This is a genomic window from Micromonospora sp. FIMYZ51 (assembly GCF_038246755.1).
Lineage (GTDB): Bacteria > Actinomycetota > Actinomycetes > Mycobacteriales > Micromonosporaceae > Micromonospora.
Window position 1 is genome coordinate 1425696 of record NZ_CP134706.1, and the last position, 20453, is coordinate 1446148.

Genomic DNA, 20453 nt, shown 5'->3' on the forward strand with positions numbered 1-20453 from the left:
CCGTCCCCTCTGTCAGCCCAGTAGCTCCTCGACCTCACTTCGTCGGCAACCCGTCCGCCGGATGCAGTCGGAACGAAGAAAAGAAAGTCCCATCCAGTCGCATCCAGGCGGCGACCTGCCGGCGTAACTCGGGGTGCCAGCAACACCAACGAACCAGTACGAACCATCAGGAGGCAGACATGCGGTTCGGGTACCTTCGCCGGATTGCCGCCGGTGGCGCGGTCGCCGCGCTGACCCTGGTCGGCACCGGCATCGCGACGGCGACTCCCGCGTACGCCGCCAGCTCGAAGGTCTCCGTCGTGCACGGCATCCCGGACACTCCGGTCGACGTGTACGTGAACGGTGAGAAGACGCTTGAGAACTTCGCGCCCGGCGACGTGGCCGGCCCGCTGGACCTGGCGGAGGGCGCGTACGACATCGCCCTGACCAAGCCCGGCGAGCCGCTCGATGCGGCCATCCTCACCGTGGACGACGCCGAGGTGCCGGGCGGGGCGAACATCAGCCTCGCCGCCCACCTCGACGCCGAGGGCCAGCCCAAGATCACTCCGTTCGTCAACGACACCGCGAAGCTCGACGCCGGTAAGGCCCGGCTGATCGTCCGGCACACCGCCGCCGCCCCGGCAGTGGACGTGCGAGCCGGCGGCAGCCCGGTCTTCGAGGACCTGACCAACCCGAACGAGGCCAAGGCCGACGTGGACGCGGGCAGTGTCTCGGCGGACGTGGTGCTCGCCGGCACCGAGACGGTGGCGATCGGGCCGGCCGAGCTCAACCTGCGGGAGGGCACCGCGACGATCGTCTACGCCATCGGCTCCGCCGAGGCGGAGAACCTGGCCGTCGTGGCGCAGACCATCACCGGCCTGCACTCGGCGCCCTCCGGCGTGCCGAGCGGCACCGGCGGGCAGGCCGACACCGGCCTGGGTGCCTGGTGGTACGCGCTGGCGGGCGCCGGGGTCCTGCTGCTGGTCGCGGGCGGGGCGCGGGCGGCGGTCGTCAGGTCCGGTCGTCGGTGACCGTCGTCAACCGTGGGGCGCTGGCGGCGGTTGCCGCCGGCGCCGCCGCGCTCGCCGTCGCCGCCGTACTGGCCGTGGTGTCCCGGCCGGCGGGAGACGTCGGCGCCGAGCAGGCCGCCGCGCTGGCCGAGGCGAGTCCGTCGGTCGCCGGGACACCGGGCGCCGCACCGTCCGTGGCAGTGGCTCCCGGCACGCTTCCCGGCGACGCCGAAACGGTGCCTCCGGTCCGGCTGCGGATCCCCGGGATCAAGGTCGTCGCGCAGGTCAACCCCGTCGGCGTGAACGAGCGCACCGGGGAGTTCGAGGTGCCGCCCAGCGTGGACCAGATCGGCTGGTACCGCTACGGCCCCGGGCTGGCGGCCGAGACCGGCTCGGTGGTGATCGCCGGGCACGTGGACAGCGCGGAGCAGGGCAAGGGCGCCTTCTACCGGCTGCGTGAACTCGCCCCGGGCGACACCCTGACGGCCACCGGTGCGGACGGCGTCGAGCGGACCTACCGGGTCGTGGCCCGGGAGGAGTACGACAAGACGAAGATCCCGCTGGAGCGTTACTTCGCCCGCGACGGTCGGCCCCGACTGACCCTGATCACCTGCGGCGGGCCGTTCGACGCCGAGGCCCGTCGGTACCGCGACAACATCGTCGTGACCGCCGAACCGGTCTGACCTTTGGCATCCGGTTATCCGGTCTGCGGTCGGCGCGGGCGCGGTCGTTAGGCTGAACCGTGATGGCTTACCTGGATCATGCCGCGACCACGCCGATGCTCGACGAGGCACTCGAGGCGTACGTCGCGACCGCCCGCGAGGTCGGCAACGCGTCCTCCCTGCACGCGTCCGGTCGGCGTGCCCGGCGGCGGGTGGAGGAGTCGCGGGAGCGGGTGGCCGCCGCGCTGGGCGCCCGACCGTCCGAGGTGATCTTCACCGGGGGCGGTACGGAAAGCGACAACCTCGCGGTGAAGGGCATCTTCTGGGCCCGCCGGGACGCCGACGCCCGCCGGGGCCGGGTGGTCTCCAGCGCCGTCGAGCACCACGCCGTGCTCGACGCGGTGGAGTGGCTGAGCCGGCACGAGGAGGCGGAGGTGGGCTGGCTGCCGGTCGACGGTGCCGGCCGGCTGGAACCCGACGCGCTCCGCACCGAACTGGCCGAGCACGGCGACCGGGTCGCCCTGATCACCGCGATGTGGGCAAACAACGAGGTCGGCACCGTGCAGCGGATCGGCGAGCTGGCCGCCGTGGCCACGGAGTACGGCGTGCCGTTTCACACCGACGCCATCCAGGCGGTCGGCCAGGTCCCGGTCGACTTCGCGGCCAGTGGGGTCGCCGCGCTCACGGTGACCGGTCACAAGCTCGGCGGCCCGGTCGGGGTCGGCGCGCTGGTGCTGGCCCGGGACGTCGCCGCCGTACCGCTGCTGCACGGTGGCGGGCAGGAACGCGACGTGCGCTCGGGCACCCTGGACGCCGCAGGCATCGTCGCCTTCGCGGTCGCCGTCGAGGCCGCGGTCAAGGGCCAGCAGGAGTACGCCGCCCGGGTCGCCGCGCTCCGCGACGACCTGGTCCGGCGGGTCCGGCAGGCGGTACCGGAGGTCGTCTTCAACGGCGATCCGACCGACCGCCTGCCGGGCAACGCGCACTTCTCCTTCCCGGGCTGCGAGGGGGACGCCCTGCTGCTCCTGCTGGACGCTCAGGGCATCGCCTGCTCGACCGGTTCGGCCTGTTCGGCCGGGGTGGCCCAGCCCTCGCACGTGCTCCTGGCGATGGGCGCGGACGACGACCGGGCCCGCTCCTCGCTGCGCTTCTCCCTCGGCCACACCAGCACCGCCGCCGACATCGACGCGCTCATCGCCGCCCTCCCGGCGGCCGTCGACCGCGCCCGCCGCGCCGCCGCCCTGCGCACCCCCGCTGACCCCCACCCCCGCTGCCCCTGCCCCACCCCCACCCCGCCGATCTTGCACTTTTGGTCGCGGCAAAAGCCGTGAAGGGGGGTAAATCGGCGACGGTAAGTGCAAGATCGGCGGGGTTCGTCGCTGGGCCATGAGGGCCGCGCGGGGTGGACGCGGGCAGAGATAGGCTCGACTGACGAAGGGAGCGTGGTCCGGGTGAGGGTGTTGGCGGCGATGTCCGGCGGAGTGGATTCCGCCGTGGCGGCAGCGCGGGCGGTGGAGGCCGGCCACGACGTCACCGGCGTGCACCTGGCGCTGGCACGTAACCCGCAGACCTATCGCACCGGCGCGCGGGGCTGCTGCACGCTTGAGGATTCCCGTGACGCCCGGCGCGCGGCCGACGTGCTCGGCATCCCGTTCTACGTGTGGGACATGGCCGACCAGTTCCACGCCGACGTGGTCGACGACTTCGTCGCCGAGTACGCGGCCGGACGTACCCCGAATCCGTGCCTGCGCTGCAACGAGAAGATCAAGTTTGCCGCCGTACTGGACCGGGCGGTGGCGCTGGGGTTCGACGCCGTGGTCACCGGCCATCACGCCCGGCTCGGCCCCGACGGCCTGCTGCGCCGCAGTGTCGACGAGGCCAAGGACCAGTCGTACGTGCTGGCCGTGCTGACCCGGCAGCAGTTGGACCGTTCGATCTTCCCGCTCGGCGACTCGACAAAGGCGCAGGTCCGCCAGGAGGCGGCGAGCCGGGGCCTGGCGGTCGCCGACAAGCCGGACTCGCACGACATCTGCTTCATCGCCGACGGGGACACCCGGGGCTTCCTGGCCCAGCGGCTCGGCGAGACGCCGGGTGACGTGGTCGACGCGACCACCGGTGCCGTGGTGGGCCAGCATGCCGGTGCGTACGCCTACACCGTCGGCCAGCGGCGCGGGCTGCACCTGGACCGCCCGGCTCCGGACGGCAGGCCGCGGTACGTGCTCTCGATCACCCCGAAGACCAACACGGTGACCGTCGGCCCGGCCGAGGCGCTGGAGGTGGCCGAGGTCCGGGCCACCCGCCCGATCTGGACCGGTGCCCCCCGCCCGAGCGCGCCCATCGAGTGTGAGGTGCAACTGCGCGCCCATGGCGTGGTCGTCCCCGCCGCCGTGACGGTGACCGCCGACAGCCTGCACGCCGAGCTGCGCCGCCCGGTTCGTGGCGTCGCCGCCGGCCAGGCGATCGTCGCCTACCGCCCCGATCCGGCCGGCGACATCGTCCTCGGCTCCGCGACCATCACCACCCCCGCTTCGAGCTGATCAAGAAGTTTCGTCTCCGGGCGGCGGAATCCAGACGCGAACCTTTTGATCAACAAGTGGCTGGGTACGCTTCGGCCGTGAGTGATCAGGTGTGGCCATGGCCAGCGGGTGCGGCGACCGGGATCGGGTCGTTGCCGGGCACCGACATCGCCGAGGCACAGCGGGTGGTGCTCGGGGAACTGCCGGCGCTGCCCCACCTGCCGGAGCTGCCGGCGCGCGGCCCCGGGGCCGACCTGATCGGCCGCACCGGCGGCCTGCTCGTCGAGCTGCCGGTGGAGCTGTACGCCGCCCGCTGGCGGATCGCCCCGCGCCCCGGCAAGGATCTGCGCCGCGCACGTGACCTGATGGAACGCGACCTCGACCAACTCGCCGAGCAGGCCGAGGAGTACGCCGGCCCGCTGAAGATCCAGGCGGCCGGCCCGCTCACCCTGGCCGCCTCGGTGGAGCTGCCGATCGGCGGCCGGATGCTGCGCGATCCCGGCGCGGTCCGCGACCTGGCCGGCTCGCTCGCCGAGGGACTGCGTGGCCATGTCGAGGCGGTCACCCGCCGGGTGCCCCGGGCGTCCGTGCTGCTCCAGCTGGACGAGCCGGCCCTGCCGGCGGTGCTCGCCGGACGGATACCGACCGAGAGCGGCCTCGGCACCTACCGGGCGATGGACCAGGCGGACGCTCGTTCGCTGCTGAGCGCGGTCATCGCGGCGGCCGGGGTGCCGACCGTGGTGCACTGCTGCGCCGCGGACGTGCCGGTGGACCTGATCCGGACCGCCGGTGCGGTCGGCGTCGCGCTCGACCTGAGTCTGGTCACCGAGCTCGACCCGCTCGGCGAGGCGATCGACGCCGGGCTCGGGCTGCTGGCCGGCGCCGCACCGACCATCCCGCCGACCGGTCCCGGTCGAAGCGGTGCAGCCGGAACCCGGCCGCCGTCGACCGGTCGCGCACCGACCTCCGCACAGGTCGCCGACCGGGTACGCACCCTCTGGGACCGTCTCGGCTTCCCGCGCAGCCGACTCGCCGAACAGGTGGTGGTCACCCCCGCCTGTGGCCTGGCCGGGGCCACTCCGGCGGACGCCCGGGCGGTCCTCACGGCCTGCCGCGACGCTGGCCGCCGGTTGTTCGAGGAGTGAGCTTCCCCGGTCGTGCCGGTGTGTCGCCGACCCGGGCGGCCACCCGTGCGGCCTCGGCCGGGACGGAACAGTCGGCAGCGGCGAGCGCGTGGGCTTGCGGCGGCACGGCATGATCGCGGGCGTGATCGACTCCTCGTGCCGCCGGGCCGCCGGCTCGCTCTTCGGTCTCGCCTACGGTGACGCCCTGGGCAAGCCCACGGAGTTCCTCAGTGTCCCCGAGATCGACCGCCGGTACGGTCCAGCCGGCCCTCGGGACCTGGCCGGCGACCCGGCGCTGGTCACCGACGACACCCAGCTGGCGCTCGCGGTGGGGTGGGCGCTGCACGACGCGCCCCGATACGCCGCCGAGACGGTGGAGCCACTGCTGCGGCAGCGCTTCCTGGCCTGGGCGGCCAGCCCGGACAACAACCGCGCGCCGGGGATGACCTGCCTGCGGGCCTGTGCCGAACTGTCCCGGGCCGTGCCGTGGCAGCAGGCCACGGTGGTCGGCTCGAAGGGCTGCGGGGCCAACATGCGGGTCACCCCGATCGGGCTGCTCGACGTCGACCTCGACACCCTCGCCGGGCTGGCCCAGCTCCAGGCGGGGCTGACCCACGGGCACCCCACCGGCCTGGCCGCCAGCGAGCTGACCGCGTACGCCGTGCGGCTGCTTGTCGACGGCGCCACGCTGGCGGAGTTGGCCGACCTGCTCGTCGCGCGTACCCACCAGCAGCGCACCGTCTACCGGGCCGACTGGCTCGACGACCTGTGGCGGCGGGCGGGTGCCGCAACGCCGGAGGAGTTCATCGCCATCGGTTGGGACGAGTGCCGGGCGGCGTTGCGCCGGCTGAGCATGGCGCTGGCCGCGCCGGACGACGGCGGTGACCCGTGCCGGCGTACCGGGGAGGGTTGGATCGCCGAGGAGGCCCTCGCGACCGCGCTCTACTGCGCCGTCCGACACGCCGACGATCCGGTCGGCGCGCTCGCCCGGGGTGCCCGTACCGCCGGTGACTCCGATTCCATCGCCGCTCTCGCTGGCGCGTTCGTCGGTGCCGCGCACGGCATGGCCGCCTGGCCGGGGGAGTGGGCCGACCGCATCGAGTACGCCGACCAGCTGACCACTCTCGCGATCACCTGGGAGCGGTAGCGTCGCGCGGGCCGGACCGACGGCGACGAGCCGTTCCTCCGCCGCGTCGCGTACCTGGTCACTGGCGGGCCAGGCCACGGTTGTCAGGCCCGACCGCTACGGTTCTGGGTAGCGTGATCACGGGAGGGCGGCAGCGGTGTCCGAAGACGGCAGGGTGTCCGAGGAAGCGATTCCTCAGCAGGTCAGCGCGGCGCAGGAGGCGGCGGCGGGAGCCGAGCCGAGCCCGCAGGCGCGGGAGCGGCACGCCACGCTCAGCCAGGAGCTGACCGAGCACCAGTACCGCTACTACGTGCTCGACGCACCGACCGTCTCCGACGCCGAGTTCGACCGGCAACTGCGCGAGCTGGCAGCGCTGGAGGAGGAGTTCCCGGCGCTGCGTACGCCCGACTCACCGACCCAGCGCGTGGGTGGCACCTTCTCCACCGACTTCACCCCGGTCGACCACGCCGAGCGGATGATGTCGCTGGACAACGCCTTCGCCGACGAGGAGCTGGCCGCCTGGGCGGAGCGGGTCGAGCGGGACGCCGGTGGTCCGGTGCCCTACCTGTGCGAGCTGAAGGTCGACGGGCTGGCGATCAACCTGACCTACGAGCAGGGCCGGCTGGTCCGGGCCGCGACCCGGGGTGACGGCCGCACCGGCGAGGACGTCACGGCAAACGTCCGCAGCATCCGGGACGTGCCGAGCCGGCTCACCGACTCCGCGGAGTACGGCCCGGTCCCCGAGTTCATCGAGGTGCGCGGGGAGATCTACTTCCCGGTCGCGGGCTTCGCCGACCTCAACGCCAGCCTGGTCGAGCAGGACAAGGCTCCCTTCGCCAACCCGCGCAACGCCGCCGCCGGCAGCCTCCGGCAGAAGGATCCCCGGATCACCGCGTCCCGACCGTTGCGCCTGGTGGTGCACGGCATCGGCGCCCGCCGTGGCTACCAGCCGGTCACCCAGTCCGAGTCGTACGCCGCCCTGCGCGCCTGGGGCCTGCCGACCAGCGACCGGTGGCGGGTGGTGCCTGACCTGGCCGGCGTCCGGGACTACATCGCGCACTACGCCGAGCACCGGCACGACGTCGAGCACGAGATCGACGGGGTGGTGGTGAAGGTCGATCCGGTGCCGATCCAGGGCCGGCTCGGCTCGACCAGCCGGGCACCCCGCTGGGCGATCGCCTTCAAATATCCGCCGGAGGAGGTCAACACCAAGCTGCTCAACATCGAGGTCGAGGTCGGGCGTACCGGGCGGGTCACCCCCCGAGCCGTGCTGCAACCGGTAAAGGTGGCCGGCTCCACCGTCGCGTACGCGACCCTGCACAACGCCCGTGAGGTCGAGCGCAAGGGGGTGCTGATCGGCGACACGGTGGTGATCCGCAAGGCCGGCGACGTGATTCCCGAGGTGCTCGGCCCCGTGGTCGACCTGCGTCCACCCGATGCGGAGCCGTTCAAGATGCCGGCGCACTGCCCGGCCTGCGGCACGCCGCTGGCCCCGGCCAAGGAGAGCGACGTCGACATCCGCTGCCCCAACTCGCGTAGCTGCCCGGCGCAGCTGCGCGAGCGGGTCTTCCACCTGGCCGGGCGGAAGGTGTTCGACATCGAGGCGCTCGGTTACAAGAGCGCCGCCGCGCTGCTCGACGCGCAGATCATCGCCGACGAGGGCGACCTGTTCTCGCTCGACGCGGAGCAGTTGGCCGGCTCGCCGTTCTTCGTCAACAAGGACGGCAGCCTCGGCAGCAACGCGGTCAAGCTGCTCGACAACCTGGCCGTGGCCAAGCAGCGTGACCTGTGGCGGGTGCTTGTGGCGCTCTCCATCCGGCACGTGGGGCCGACCGCCGCGCAGGCCCTGGCCCGGCAGTTCGGCTCGATCGAGGCGATCGACAACGCCACCGAGGAGGAACTCTCCGCCGTCGACGGGGTCGGGCCGACAATCGCCGCCAGCATCCGCGAGTGGTTCGCCGTCGACTGGCACCGCGAGGTGGTCCGCAAGTGGGCCGAGGCGGGCGTACGGATGGCCGAGGCGGCGGTCCCGGAAGGCGCCCGTCCACTGGAGGGGGTCACGGTGGTGGTCACCGGCACCCTGAGCGGATACTCCCGGGACCAGGCCACCGAGGCGATCCAGTCCCGGGGCGGCAAGGTCAGCGGCTCGGTCTCGAAGAAGACCGGTTTCGTGGTGGTCGGCGACAACCCCGGGTCCAAGGCGGACAAGGCGGCCACCCTCAAGGTGCCGGTCCTCGACGAGGAGGGTTTCCGGGTGCTGCTCGACGCGGGTCCGGAGGCGGCCCGCGCGGTGGCCCGCGTCGAGGAGTGAGCCGTACCCCTCCCCATCAGGGCACTCGCCCGGATACCAACTTAATTACGACTACGACCGATTCGTGGCTGTCGTGGCGGGAAAGTGGTCACCAGGAGCGTTTCATTGGGAACGGCGCGTGAACCCACGCGCGGAGGTGACGTACCGGGAGGTGTGATGGAGCCGCCCGACCCGCGAAACCTGGTCCCGCCCGGCCGGACGGCCCAGTTCACGGTCTTCGTCGGCGGGGTGCTGGCCGTGGCCGTGCTGGTCTCGGCCGCCCCGCTGGTGTCGCTTGGCAGCACCCTGCCCGAGCTTCCGGTGGCGTTCTGGACGATGGCGGTGCTCGCGGTGGCCTGCGACGCACGCCCGTTCGTCCCGCCCGGCCGGCGGCAGTCCTCCGCGGTCTTTCCGTCGACCTGCTTCACCTTCGCGATCCTGCTCGGCTGGGGGCTCGGCCCCGCGGTCGCGGTGCAGGCGGTCGCCGTGCTGGTCTCCGGATTCCGGATGGGGTACGCCCCCTGGCGGACGGCCTTCAACGCCGGCCAGTACGCCTGCGCCCTGGCCGCCGCGTACGCGGTCACCCGGCTCGGCCCCGGCGGCGTCTTCGACGGCGGTGCGCTGGGCGTCACGGACATCGCCGCGATCGGCGGTGCCGGGGTCGCCTGGCTCGTGGTCAACTACAGCCTGGTGACGACCGCCGTCCGGTTGCGTTTCGGTGAGCGGTGGTGGCCCAACGCCTGGCACGGGCTGCCCTTCGAGCTCCTCTCCACCGGCAGCCTGCTGCTGCTCGCGCCGGTGCTCGTCACCGCCGCGCGAGCCAGCGCGGCCCTGGTTCCGTTGGTGCTGGTGCCGCTCTTCGCGGTGTACCGGATGGCCCGGCTCACCGTCGAGCAGCACCAACTCGCCGCGCTCGACCCGCTCACCGGGCTGGCGAACCGCAAGGCGCTGCTGGCCGAGGTCAGCGAGGAGATCCACCGGCACGCCGAGTGTCGTGCCCGCGGCGAACCGGATGCCCGGCTGGCCCTGCTGCTGATCGACCTGGACCGGTTCAAGAACGTCAACGACGCGCTCGGGCACGAGGTCGGCGACCGGCTGCTCGTCGAGGTGAGCGCCCGGCTGACCGATGTGGTCGAACCGCCGGATCTCGTCGCCCGCCTCGGCGGTGACGAGTTCGCGATCGTGATGACCCGGCTGACCGAGGTCGCGCAGGCCCGGGCGCTGGCCGACCAGGTGGTGCAGGTGCTGGCCACGCCGGTGCCGCTGGACGGGCTGCCGCTGGACGTCGGCGGCTCCATCGGCATCGCCCTGTACCCGGACCACGGCGAGGATTTCGCCACCCTGATGCGCCACGCCGACGTGGCGATGTACGACGCGAAGCACCGCAACGACACCGTCGCCGTCTACACCGCCGAGTCCGACCACAACTCCGCCGAGCGGCTCGGCCTGCTGGCCGACCTGCGTCGGGTACTGGAGGGCGGGGCGGCCGGACAGCCCGGCGAGGCAGCGGTGCCGGCTGCGCCCGCCTCCGTGGTCCGGGGCGGGGACGGCGCGATGCTGTCGGCGATGCCGTCGGCGTCCACCGAACCGACTCGGGACGTGCCGCCGGCAGCAGCCGGGCTGGACGAGCGGCCCGGCCAGCGGTGGTGGAGCCGGCGTCGCCGCCGCCCGCCGCTCGCGGCCCAGGACGACGAGCTGATCAACCGGATCGTCACCGGCGCGGACCCGATCCTGCGGCGCGCCGCGCACGAGGCCGCAGCCGCCGATGAGCTGTGGGCCCGGCCGGTGCCTGCCGGGGAACCGCCCGATCCGGACCGGGCCGACGGCCAGCCGACCGGGCAGCCGCAGCTGTCCGGCCCCGAACGCGGCAACGAAGCGATCGAGGACGCGGGCGAGATCATGATGTATTACCAGCCGCAGATCGCGATCGCCACCGGTGCGATGGTCGGGGTGGAGGCGCTGCTGCGCTGGCGGCACCCACGCCGGGGGATGGTCGATCCGGAGGAGCTGATCCGGGTCGCCGAGCAGAGCGCCGTGATGCGCCTGCTCACCCGCCGGGTCATCGACGACGTGACGGAACAGCTCGCCAAGTGGTCGGCGGCGGGTCTCGAACTGCGGGCGGCGGTAAACGTCAGCGTGCGGGACCTGCACACCGGCGAGATCGCCGACCAGATCGCCGACCGGCTCGCCCGCCACCACCTGGCTCCGGACCGGCTGCAACTGGAGATCACCGAGGGTGCCCTGATGGCCGACCCGCGCCGGGTGCTGACCACCATCACCCGGCTGCACCGGATCGGGGTGGGCATCGCCCTCGACGACTTCGGCACCGGATACTCCTCCCTCCAGCACCTGCGCCGGCTGCCGCTGTCGGAGGTGAAGGTCGACCGCTCCTTCGTGCTCGGCATGGTCGACGACGCCGACGACGCGGCGATCGTCCGGTCGACCATCGAGTTGGCCAAGGCGCTGGGGCTGCGGGTGGTCGCCGAGGGCGTGGAGGACGAGCGGAGCTGGCGGATGCTGCACGCCGCCGGCTGCGACGTGGCCCAGGGCTGGTTCTACGCCCGACCGATGCCGGCCGCCGAACTCGTCGCCTGGCTGGCCCGCTACCGCCCGGTGCGCCCGCTCGGCGGCCACGACGAGGCGGACATCCCGCACCGGCACGCGCGGTGACGGGCAGCCTCCGACGTCCCGGGGGAGCCGGGGGCGGTCGGCCGGGCGCGGAACAATAGACTCGCTGCGGTCACCGCGGGACGCGCTTCGGCGACCGGGGTGGGCGTACCCAGACGCAGGACAGCCACGAAGGGGGCACCGATGGCCGCCATCTCCCGCGAGGAGGTCGCGCATCTGGCGCGACTGTCGCGGCTCGCCGTGACGGAGGAGGAGTTGGAGACCTTCGCCGGCCAGCTCGACGTGATCCTCCAGGCGGTCGCCCAGGTGGGCGAGGTCGCCGCCGCGGACATCCCGCCCACCTCGCACTCGGTGCCGCTCACAAACGTGCTCCGCGAGGACGTCGTGACGCCCTGCCTGACCCCGGCGGAGGCGCTGTCGGGCGCGCCCGACGCGGAGGAACAGCGGTTCCGCGTACCGCGGATCCTGGACGAGGATGTGGCTTCATGACCGACATCACCAGAATGACCGCGACGCAGATCGCGGGGTTGGTCGCCGCGGGCGAGACCTCCGCCGTCGAGGTCACCCAGGCCCACCTGGACCGGATCGCCGCCGTCGACGGCCGGGTCAACGCCTTCCTGCACGTCGACAGCGAGGGCGCGCTGGCCGCCGCCCGTGACGTGGACGCCCGGCGCGCCGCCGGGGAGCAGTTGGGCCCACTGGCCGGGGTGCCGGTCGCGGTCAAGGACGTGCTCACCACCAAGGGCGTACCGACCACCGTCGGGTCGAAGATCCTGGAGGGCTGGCGTCCGCCGTACGACTCGACGATCGTGCAGCGGCTGCGCGCCGCCGGCACGGTGATGCTCGGCAAGACCAACATGGACGAGTTCGCGATGGGCTCCTCCACGGAATACTCCGCGTACGGGCCGACCCGCAACCCGTGGGACACCGACCGCATCCCGGGCGGCTCCGGCGGAGGCAGCGCCGCGGCACTCGCCGCGTACGAGGCGCCGCTGGCGATCGGCTCGGACACCGGCGGCTCGATCCGCCAGCCGGGCGCGGTCACCGGCACCGTCGGCGCGAAGCCGACGTACGGCGGCACCTCCCGCTACGGTCTGGTGGCCTTCTCCTCCTCGCTGGACACGCCCGGCCCGTGTGCGCGTACGGTGCTCGACGCCGCGCTGCTGCACGAGGCCATCGGCGGGCACGACCCCCGCGACTCGACCTCGATCCCGGCGCCGGTGCCGGCCGTGGTCGCCGCGGCGAAGCTCGGCGCCACCGGCGACCTGAGCGGGGTGCGGCTCGGCATCGTGACCGAGTTCGCCGGCGAGGGTGCCGAGCCGGGCGTCATGGCCGCCTTCAACGAGGCGGTCGACGCGCTGACCAAGCTGGGCGCGGAGATCGTCGAGGTCTCCTGCCCGCACTTCAGGTACGCGCTGCCGGCGTACTACCTGATCGCGCCGAGCGAGTGCTCCTCGAACCTGGCCCGCTTCGACGGCGTCCGGTTCGGCCTGCGGGTCGGCGACGACGGCAACCGCTCGCTGGAGGAGGTCATGTCGCTGACCCGGGAGGCCGGCTTCGGGCCCGAGGTCAAGCGGCGCATCATGATCGGCACGTACGCGCTCTCCTCGGGTTACTACGACGCCTACTACGGCCAGGCGCAGAAGGTCCGCACCCTGATCACCCGGGACTTCACCGCCGCGTTCGAGCGGGTCGACGCGCTGATCTCGCCGACCACCCCGTTCGTGGCCTTCCCGCTGGGCGCGCGTACCTCCGACCCGTACCAGATGTACCTGGCCGACCTGTTCACCATCCCGACGAACCTGTACGGCGGGCCGGGCATCTCGGTGCCGTGCGGGCTCTCCGACGGGCTGCCGGTCGGTTTGCAGATCATGGCCCCGACGATGGCCGACGACCGGATGTACCGGGTCGCCGCCGCGCTGGAGACCGCTCTCGGCACGCTCACCCCACCGACGCTGTGATCCACCGGGCGCCGGGCTGCCGGCCCGCGCCCGGAATCGTCCCCCGCGTCCGGTGCGGTCGTCACGACCGCGCCGGGCGCGGCTGCCGTCGCAGCACACCATGATTACGATAAGTGGGTTGCCGACAGTCACTGGCACTTGTCGAATATGCTCCGAGGCTGCTGGATCGACTCGACTCCTGGTCCGCTGGCGAACGCGAGCGGTTCCGATCAGACCTGGATGTGCGATGAGGACACTTCGCTCGGTCATGGCCCTGATGATGGTTTTCGCGTTCCTGCTGGGCACCTCGCAACCGGCCGCCGCCACCGAAACAGTCACCATCACCTCAAGCAAGCCCAGGTCGGTCATGTACCTCGGGCAGGTGTACGCGATCCACACCGTCGAGGCCACCGGTGGCACCGAGCCGTACCGGTTGTCGGTGGTGTCGGGCAGTCTGCCGTCGGGCATGCTCCTGGTCGGGTCGTCCCTCGGAGGTCAGCCGGACACGCCGGGCAGTTACACGTTCACCCTGCGGATGACCGACCAGGACGGCCGGTTCGACGAGCAGACGGCAACCATCGAGGTACGCGAACAGAAGGTGGTCATCACCTCGGGCGCCCCCAGATCGCCCAGGTACCTCGGGCAGGTGTACGCGATCCACACCGTCGAGGCCACCGGTGGCACCGAGCCGTACCGGTTGTCGGTGGTGTCGGGCAGTCTGCCGTCGGGCATGCTCCTGGTCGGGTCGTCCCTCGGGGGCGAGCCGGACACGCCGGGCAGCTACCCGTTCACCCTGCGGATGACGGACAAGAACGGCCGGTTCGACGAGCAGGACGTCACCATCGTCGTCGCCAAGGCCGCGACCGCCTTCACCTCCGGCGACCCGCTCCCCGGCACGGTCGGGAAGCCCTACTCGTTCGAGTTCACCGCCGACGGTGATTCCGACATCGCGTTCACCCTGGCCGGCGGGGCCCTGCCGGACGGGCTCACGCTCGACAAGGAGGGCCTGCTCAGCGGCGCCCCCGGCAGTGCCGGCACGTTCACCTTCACCGTTCAGGCGAAGGGTCACCAAACCAGCGCCACCAACGAGGTGTCGCTCACCGTCGCCGCTGCGACCCCGACCACGCCCACGGTGCCCCCGACCGGTCCGAGGCCCACCCCGACGGCCACGCCGACCTCAAGCGATCCGACCGCCACACCATCGGAGAGCAGCCCGGCGGCACCCCAGCCGACATCCTCGCCGTCCAAGGCGAGTGGCGCGTGGCTGCCGATCACCGGCTCGAACTCGGCAGTGGTGCTGCTGTTGCTGAGCGTGCTGGCCTTCTCCATCGGCGGGATCCTCTTCGTCGTCGCGTACGAGCGCCGTCGACGGTTCACCACACCCGAGTGATGCCCGGCCGAGGCCGAGCAGGGCGAGCGGTTAGGCTTGGCGGCGTTGTGTCCGGCTGCCGCCGCGGGCCGGTTACCGCCTGCAAACTGGAGTTCCCATGACCACGACGCTGCCCGCGTACGACGAGGTCGTCGCGCGCTACGAGCCGGTGATCGGCCTGGAGACCCACGTCGAGCTGGGCACGAACACGAAGATGTTCTGCGGTTGCCCGACCGACTTCGGCGGCGAGCCGAACACCCGGGTCTGCCCGGTCTGCCTGGGCCTGCCCGGCTCGTTGCCGGTGGCGAACAAGGCGGCGATCGAGGCGACGATCCGGATCGGCCTGGCGCTGAACTGCTCCATCGCGCAGTGGTGCCGGTTCGCCCGGAAGAACTACTTCTACCCGGACATGCCGAAGAACTTCCAGATCAGCCAGTACGACGAGCCGCTCTGCGTCGACGGCTACCTGGACGTCGAGGTGAACGGCGAGACCGTGCGGATCGGCATCGAGCGGGTGCACCTGGAGGAGGACACCGGCAAGACGCTGCACGTCGGCGGTGCCACCGGTCGCATCCACGGCGCCACCGAATCGCTTGTCGACTACAACCGGGCCGGCATTCCGCTTGTGGAGATCGTCACCAAGCCGATCCCCGGCACCGGTGCGCTCGCCCCCGAGGTGGCCCGCGCGTACGTGACCGAGCTGCGCGACGTGCTCCGCTCGCTCGGCGTCTCCGACGTACGGATGGAAGAGGGCTCGCTGCGCTGCGACGTCAACACCTCGCTGAACCTGCCGGGCGAGGAGTGGGGCACCCGCACCGAGACGAAGAACGTCAACTCGCTGCGCTCGGTGGAGCGGGCGGTCCGCTCGGAGATGCTGCGTCAGGCCGCCGTGCTCGACGCGGGCGGGCGGATCACCCAGGAGACCCGGCACTTCCACGAGGACACCGGCGACACCACCCCGGGCCGGTCCAAGGAGACCGCCACCGACTACCGCTACTTCCCGGAGCCGGACCTGGTCCCGCTCGCGCCGGACCCGGTGTGGGTGGCCGAGCTGAAGGCCGCCCTGCCGGAGCTGCCCCGGCTGCACCGTCGCCGCCTCCAGCAGGCGTGGGGACTTTCCGATCTCGACATGCAGTCGGTGCTCAACGCCGGTGCGGTCGAGCTGATCGAGGCCACCGTCGCGGCCGGCACCACCCCGGCCGCCGCCCGCAAGTGGTGGCTCGGTGAGCTGTCCCGCCGGGCCAACGAGACGGGCGTGGAACTGGCCGATGTCGGGGCCACCCCGGCCCAGGTCGCCGAACTCCAGGGCCTGGTCGACGCCGGCAAGCTCAACGACAAGCTGGCCCGTACCGTCCTGGAGGGTGTGGTCGACGGGGAAGGCTCGCCGACCGAGATCATGACCAAGCGGGGCCTGGAGGTCGTCTCCGACACCGGCGCGCTGACCGCCGCCGTGGACGAGGCGATCGCCGCGAACCCGGACATCGCCGAGAAGGTGCGCAGCGGCAAGGTCGCCGCGGCCGGCGCGCTTGTCGGTGCGGTCATGAAGACCACCCGTGGTCAGGCCGACGCCAAGACCGTCCGCGAACTCATCCTCGCCCGCCTCAGCTGAGGTGTAAGGAAGGGCCCCTTATTAACGCCTGGTGTATAGGAAGGGCCCCCTCCTAACACCATGCCGTAACCCCGCGCCGCCGACCGGGCGTCAACGACGACGTACCGGACCCCTGGAGTCCACCGTGAACCAACACGACATCGATGTCCTCGACGAGATTCAGCGGCGGGTGCTCTGGCTCGCCACCCGGATCGTGGACGCGGCCAACCACGATCGCGCCACCGGCGACGGCGTGAAGGTCGGTGGGCACCAGGCGTCCAGCGCCAGCCTGGTCACCGCGATGACCGCGCTGTGGTTCGCCCACCTGGACGCCGAGGACCGGGTCGCGGTGAAGCCGCACGCCTCCCCGGTGTTCCACGCAATCCAGTACCTGCTCGGCAACCTGGACCGGTCGTACCTGACCCGGCTGCGGGCGCGCGGCGGGTTGCAGTCGTACCCGTCGCGGACGAAGGACCCGGACGGGGTGGACTTCTCCACCGGTTCGGTCGGCCTGGGTGCCGCCGCGCCGCTCTTCGCGGCGGTGACCCGGCGCTACGTCGATGCGCACTTCGGCGTACGCCCGCACTCCCGGTTCATCGCCCTGCTCGGTGACGCCGAGTTGGACGAGGGCAACGTCTGGGAGGCGGTCGCTGATCCGGCCACCGGCGGTCTCGGCAACGTGATGTGGGTGGTCGACTTCAACCGGCAGTCGTTGGACCGGGTCGTCCCGGGCGTACGGATCGACCAGTGGCGCGGGCAGTTCGAGGCCGCCGGCTGGCACGTGGTCGAGGTCAAGTACGGCCGCAAGCTGGCCCGGGCGTACGCCCAGCCGGGTGGCACGGCGCTGCGCGACTGGATCGACGCGATGCCGAACGAGCAGTACCAGTCGCTGTTCGGGCTGACCGGACCGCAGCTGCGCAAGCAGTTCCTGGATGGTGCGTCGGCCGAGGTGGCCGCCTTCGTCGCCGACCTCGCCGACGAGGAACTGGGCCCGCTCGTGACCGACCTGGGCGGGCATGATCTCGGTGCGCTGCTCGACGCGTACGCCCAGTGTGACGCGGTGACCGACCGGCCGAGCGTGGTGTTCGCGTACACGGTCAAGGGTTGGGGTCTGCCGATCGCCGGCAATCCGCGCAACCATTCGGCGTTGCTCTCCGCCGATCAGGTCGCCGCGTTGCGCGCGGCGCACGGCCTGACCCGCGACACCGAGTGGGACCGCCTCGACCCGGCCTCGGCGGCCGGGATCCGGGCCGGGCAGCGTCGGGAGGCGCTGTCCCGCGCGCCCCGCGAGCGGGCGCTCGGGGTCACCGTCCCGCAGAGCACCAAGGTACGCGCCAACAAGCCGATTTCCACCCAGGAGGTCTTCGGTCGGGTACTTGTCGACCTGGCCCGGGACCCGCAGGTGGGCCGGTACCTGGTCACCACCGCACCGGACGTGGCGACCTCCACAAACCTGGCCGGGTTCATCAACAAGACCGGCGTGTTCGCCCCGATCGAGCAGCGGTCGTGGTCGCAGGACCGGATGCTGCGCTGGACGGAGAGCCCGCAGGGGCAGCACATCGAGCTGGGCATCTCCGAGATGAACCTGTTCCTGCTGCTCGGCCAGCTCGGCCTGGCCTGGGATCTGTCCGGCCAGCCACTGCTGCCGGTCGGTACGGTCTATGACCCGTTCGTGCTGCGTGGGCTGGACGCCTTTCTCTACGGCACCTACTCGGGCGCACGGTTCGTGGTGGCGGGTACCCCGTCCGGCATCACGCTCGCTCCGGAGGGCGGCGCGCACCAGTCCACGATCACCGCGAGTGTGGGCCTGGAGCTGCCCGGGGTGACCTTCGTCGAGCCGGCGTACGCGACCAGCCTGGACTGGCTGCTCTGCGACGCGCTGGGGCAGCTCGCCGACGCGCCGGGGCCAGCGGCGACGGCCGCACCGGCCGAGGACGGTGCCTACTACTTCCGGCTCAGCACCCGCCCGCTGGATCAGGCGCCGTTCGAGGCGGCCCGCGCCCGGCTCGGCGACGCGGTGCTGCGGCGGCAGGTGCTCGCCGGGGCGTACCGGCTGGTCGACGCCCATCAGGCGGACCCGAGCCTGGTCGACGCGCCGACGGTGCAGCTGGCCGCTTCCGGCGCGGTGCTGCCCGAGGTGCTGGCTGCGGCGGCCGAACTGGCCGACGAGGGCGTGGCCGCGCACGTGGTCGACGTGACCAGCCTGGACCGGCTCTACCGGGCCTGGCAGCGTACGCTGCGCCAGGGCGTACGCACCGCCACCGTGCCCAGCGTGCCCGGCGCGCTGCGGTCCGCCTTCGTCGACGGGGTGCCGGTGGTGACCGTGCACGACGCCGCCTCGCACGCCATGGCCTGGCTCGGCTCGGCCGTCGGTGCTCCCGCCGTGCCGCTCGGCGTCGACGAGTTCGGCCAGTCCGGCACCGTGCGTGAACTGTACGAGCTGCACGACCTGCTGCCCGGCACCATCGTCAACGCCGCCCTGGCCGCCCTCTCCCTCCGCTGACCCCCGTCACCCTCCCCGCCGATCTTGCACTTTCGGTCGCATTTCTGTCCCTTTTGCGGCCTTTGTCGCGACACAAAGTGCAAGATCGCGAGGGGTTTTGCGGGGGTGTGAGGGCTAGCGGGTGGGGGTGGGGGTTACCGGGGCGGGCGGGCCGGCGGCGGGTTGGGCCACCACTGTGCGTTCCAGGTTGACCTGGGCCTGGCCGGTGCCGCCGACGGTGATGCTGTCGTACGCCTGGAGCAGCTTCTGCTGGTCGAAGTAGAGCACGGTCATGGCCAGCGGAGTGGGCTGTTCGCCCTCCAGCCCGCGCAGGCCGGCGCCACCGGTCGAGCCCTCCACCATGAGCGTGGTGGGCTGCTGGCCCGGCACCTCGGGCAGCTTCTCGACCCGCCGGTCGTGGGTGTGCCCGGCCAACACGAGCGGGCAGGTGCCGGAGAGCGGCCCGGCGGCGGACGGGTCGTGCACCAGCGCGATGTCCACCGGCCGTGGTGAGCTGCGGATCGTGGCGGCGAGCTGCTCGCCATTGGTGATCAGCTCGTTCGCGGTGGGCGGGTTGAGCCCGCCGGCAGCCGGGGAGGTGCTCTTGTCCGGGGTGAAGCGGGGATCACCGATGCCGGCGATGGTCAGCCCGGCGACGGTGGTGGTGGCGTTGTCCAGCACGATCGCGTTCGGCTGCTGCGCCACCGCCGCCGCCGTACGCCCCGAGTCGTGGTTGCCGCGGATGTAGACGTACGGCTTGCGGAGCAGGCTTATCGAGCCGACGTAGGAGGCTTCCGGCTCGCTGCCCCAGTCGGTGATGTCGCCGGTGTCGATCACCACGTCGATGCCGAACTGTTCCACCACGGTCCGGATCAGCTGCCAGGCCGTCGGGTTGAGGTGCATGTCGGAGATGTGCAGGACCCGGGTGGTGCCCGGCTCCTGCTCGAACACCGGCAGCGCCGAGACGGTGGTGTAGAGCTGGGTGACGTTGCCGATCAGGCGCTGAAGTTGTTCGGCGTACCGGGTGTAGTCGTTGGCGATCTTCCGCACGTCACCGACGATCGCCGGGGCGTTGACAAGCAACCCCTCGTACCTGGGCTCCTCGATCGACTGCGGGCGAATGGTCGCCGCGGCGGTGCCGAGGCTGCCGGCGGTGATCAGCAGCGCCAGGCCACCGGCCCAGGCGGCCCGGCGGGTGTCCCGGAAGACCAGCAGGGCCAGCACCAGGGCGGCCAGCACGGCGGAGCCGACGGTACGCAGCCCGAGGCGCAGCACACCGGCACGGATCTCGTCGACCGCCGACTGGGTGGCCCGGTTCAGGCTCGCCGGGTCCTCGATCAGGGCCTCGACGCGGCTCTGCTCCAGCGCGCCCAGTTCCACGGTCAGGTGGGTGGGCCCGTCGTGGCTGTCCAGATGCAGCGCGCCCAGCGGCGGGATGTCGATGGTGGTGCCGCCGGTGGTGGCCGGCGAGACCGACAGTTTGGCGCGGAACGGCCCGAGGTCGGTGCCGACCTGTCCACCGGCGATGACCCCGGCCAGCACCCCGGCCAGGGTGACGGCCAGGACGGCCAGGCCGGCGGCGAGCCGGCGTACGCTCCGGTGCCGTCCGACGCGCCGGGACGCGGCGGTCGCGCGCCACAGCGGGGCGAGGCGACCGGCGCGATCGTCCGGGGTGTCCCCGGCACGGTCGTCACGCGGCTGCTCGTTCTGGTGACCGTCCATGCTGAGATTCTGACCTG

The 20453-nt window shown here is 72.4% G+C and carries 14 protein-coding genes; 13 read left to right on the forward strand and 1 reads right to left on the reverse strand.

Going from position 1 to position 20453, the window contains the following annotated elements:
- The first annotated feature begins 179 nt into the window (after positions 1-179).
- The 13 genes from QQG74_RS06735 (at position 180) to QQG74_RS06795 (ending at position 18735) form a co-directional block, all read left to right on the forward strand.
- Positions 180-1010 (forward strand): DUF4397 domain-containing protein, encoded by an 831-nt coding sequence (locus QQG74_RS06735; protein WP_341719433.1) that lies wholly within the window; start codon positions 180-182, stop codon positions 1008-1010.
- Entirely contained in the window at positions 1007-1672 is a 666-nt protein-coding gene (locus QQG74_RS06740; protein ID WP_341719434.1) for a class F sortase, read from the forward strand. The genes QQG74_RS06735 and QQG74_RS06740 overlap by 4 nt, the downstream gene beginning before the upstream one ends.
- 62 nt (positions 1673-1734) lie before the next feature.
- Complete coding sequence (locus tag QQG74_RS06745; protein ID WP_341719435.1) at positions 1735-2982, forward strand: cysteine desulfurase family protein; 1248 nt, start codon at positions 1735-1737, stop codon at positions 2980-2982.
- A gap of 120 nt (positions 2983-3102) precedes the next feature.
- Positions 3103-4188: a tRNA 2-thiouridine(34) synthase MnmA gene (gene mnmA / locus QQG74_RS06750; protein ID WP_341719436.1), complete on the forward strand. Its 1086-nt coding sequence runs from the start codon at positions 3103-3105 to the stop codon at positions 4186-4188.
- 77 nt (positions 4189-4265) lie between these two features.
- Positions 4266-5312: a methionine synthase gene (locus QQG74_RS06755; RefSeq protein WP_341719437.1), complete on the forward strand. Its 1047-nt coding sequence runs from the start codon at positions 4266-4268 to the stop codon at positions 5310-5312.
- 109 nt (positions 5313-5421) lie between these two features.
- A complete protein-coding gene (locus QQG74_RS06760; RefSeq protein WP_341719438.1) occupies positions 5422-6438 on the forward strand; it encodes an ADP-ribosylglycohydrolase family protein in 1017 nt (338 codons plus the stop codon).
- 154 nt (positions 6439-6592) lie between these two features.
- Positions 6593-8728, forward strand: coding sequence for an NAD-dependent DNA ligase LigA (gene ligA, locus QQG74_RS06765; RefSeq protein WP_341719439.1), 2136 nt, complete (start codon positions 6593-6595; stop codon positions 8726-8728).
- A 156-nt stretch (positions 8729-8884) separates the two neighbouring features.
- Positions 8885-11377, forward strand: coding sequence for an EAL domain-containing protein (locus QQG74_RS06770; RefSeq protein WP_341719440.1), 2493 nt, complete (start codon positions 8885-8887; stop codon positions 11375-11377).
- Positions 11378-11518: 141 nt separating this feature from the next.
- Complete coding sequence (gene gatC / locus QQG74_RS06775; protein WP_341719441.1) at positions 11519-11824, forward strand: Asp-tRNA(Asn)/Glu-tRNA(Gln) amidotransferase subunit GatC; 306 nt, start codon at positions 11519-11521, stop codon at positions 11822-11824.
- The gene (gene gatA, locus QQG74_RS06780; RefSeq protein WP_341719442.1) at positions 11821-13296 is read left to right on the forward strand and encodes an Asp-tRNA(Asn)/Glu-tRNA(Gln) amidotransferase subunit GatA; all 1476 of its coding nucleotides are present in this window, start codon (positions 11821-11823) and stop codon (positions 13294-13296) included. Before gatC ends, gatA begins: the two co-directional genes overlap by 4 nt.
- A 226-nt stretch (positions 13297-13522) precedes the next feature.
- Positions 13523-14665 (forward strand): Ig domain-containing protein, encoded by a 1143-nt coding sequence (locus QQG74_RS06785; protein WP_341719443.1) that lies wholly within the window; start codon positions 13523-13525, stop codon positions 14663-14665.
- 97 nt (positions 14666-14762) lie between these two features.
- Positions 14763-16253, forward strand: a complete 1491-nt coding sequence (gene gatB / locus QQG74_RS06790) for an Asp-tRNA(Asn)/Glu-tRNA(Gln) amidotransferase subunit GatB (protein ID WP_341719444.1) — start codon at positions 14763-14765, stop codon at positions 16251-16253.
- Positions 16254-16377: 124 nt separating this feature from the next.
- Positions 16378-18735 carry a pyruvate dehydrogenase gene (locus QQG74_RS06795; protein WP_341719445.1) on the forward strand — a complete coding sequence of 786 codons (2358 nt, stop codon included), beginning with the start codon at positions 16378-16380 and terminating at the stop codon, positions 18733-18735.
- Positions 18736-18849: 114 nt separating this feature from the next.
- Here the strand turns inward: QQG74_RS06795 and QQG74_RS06800 are convergent, their stop codons facing one another.
- A complete protein-coding gene (locus QQG74_RS06800; protein ID WP_341719446.1) occupies positions 18850-20436 on the reverse strand; it encodes a metallophosphoesterase in 1587 nt (528 codons plus the stop codon).
- Between the last annotated feature and the right edge of the window lie 17 nt (positions 20437-20453).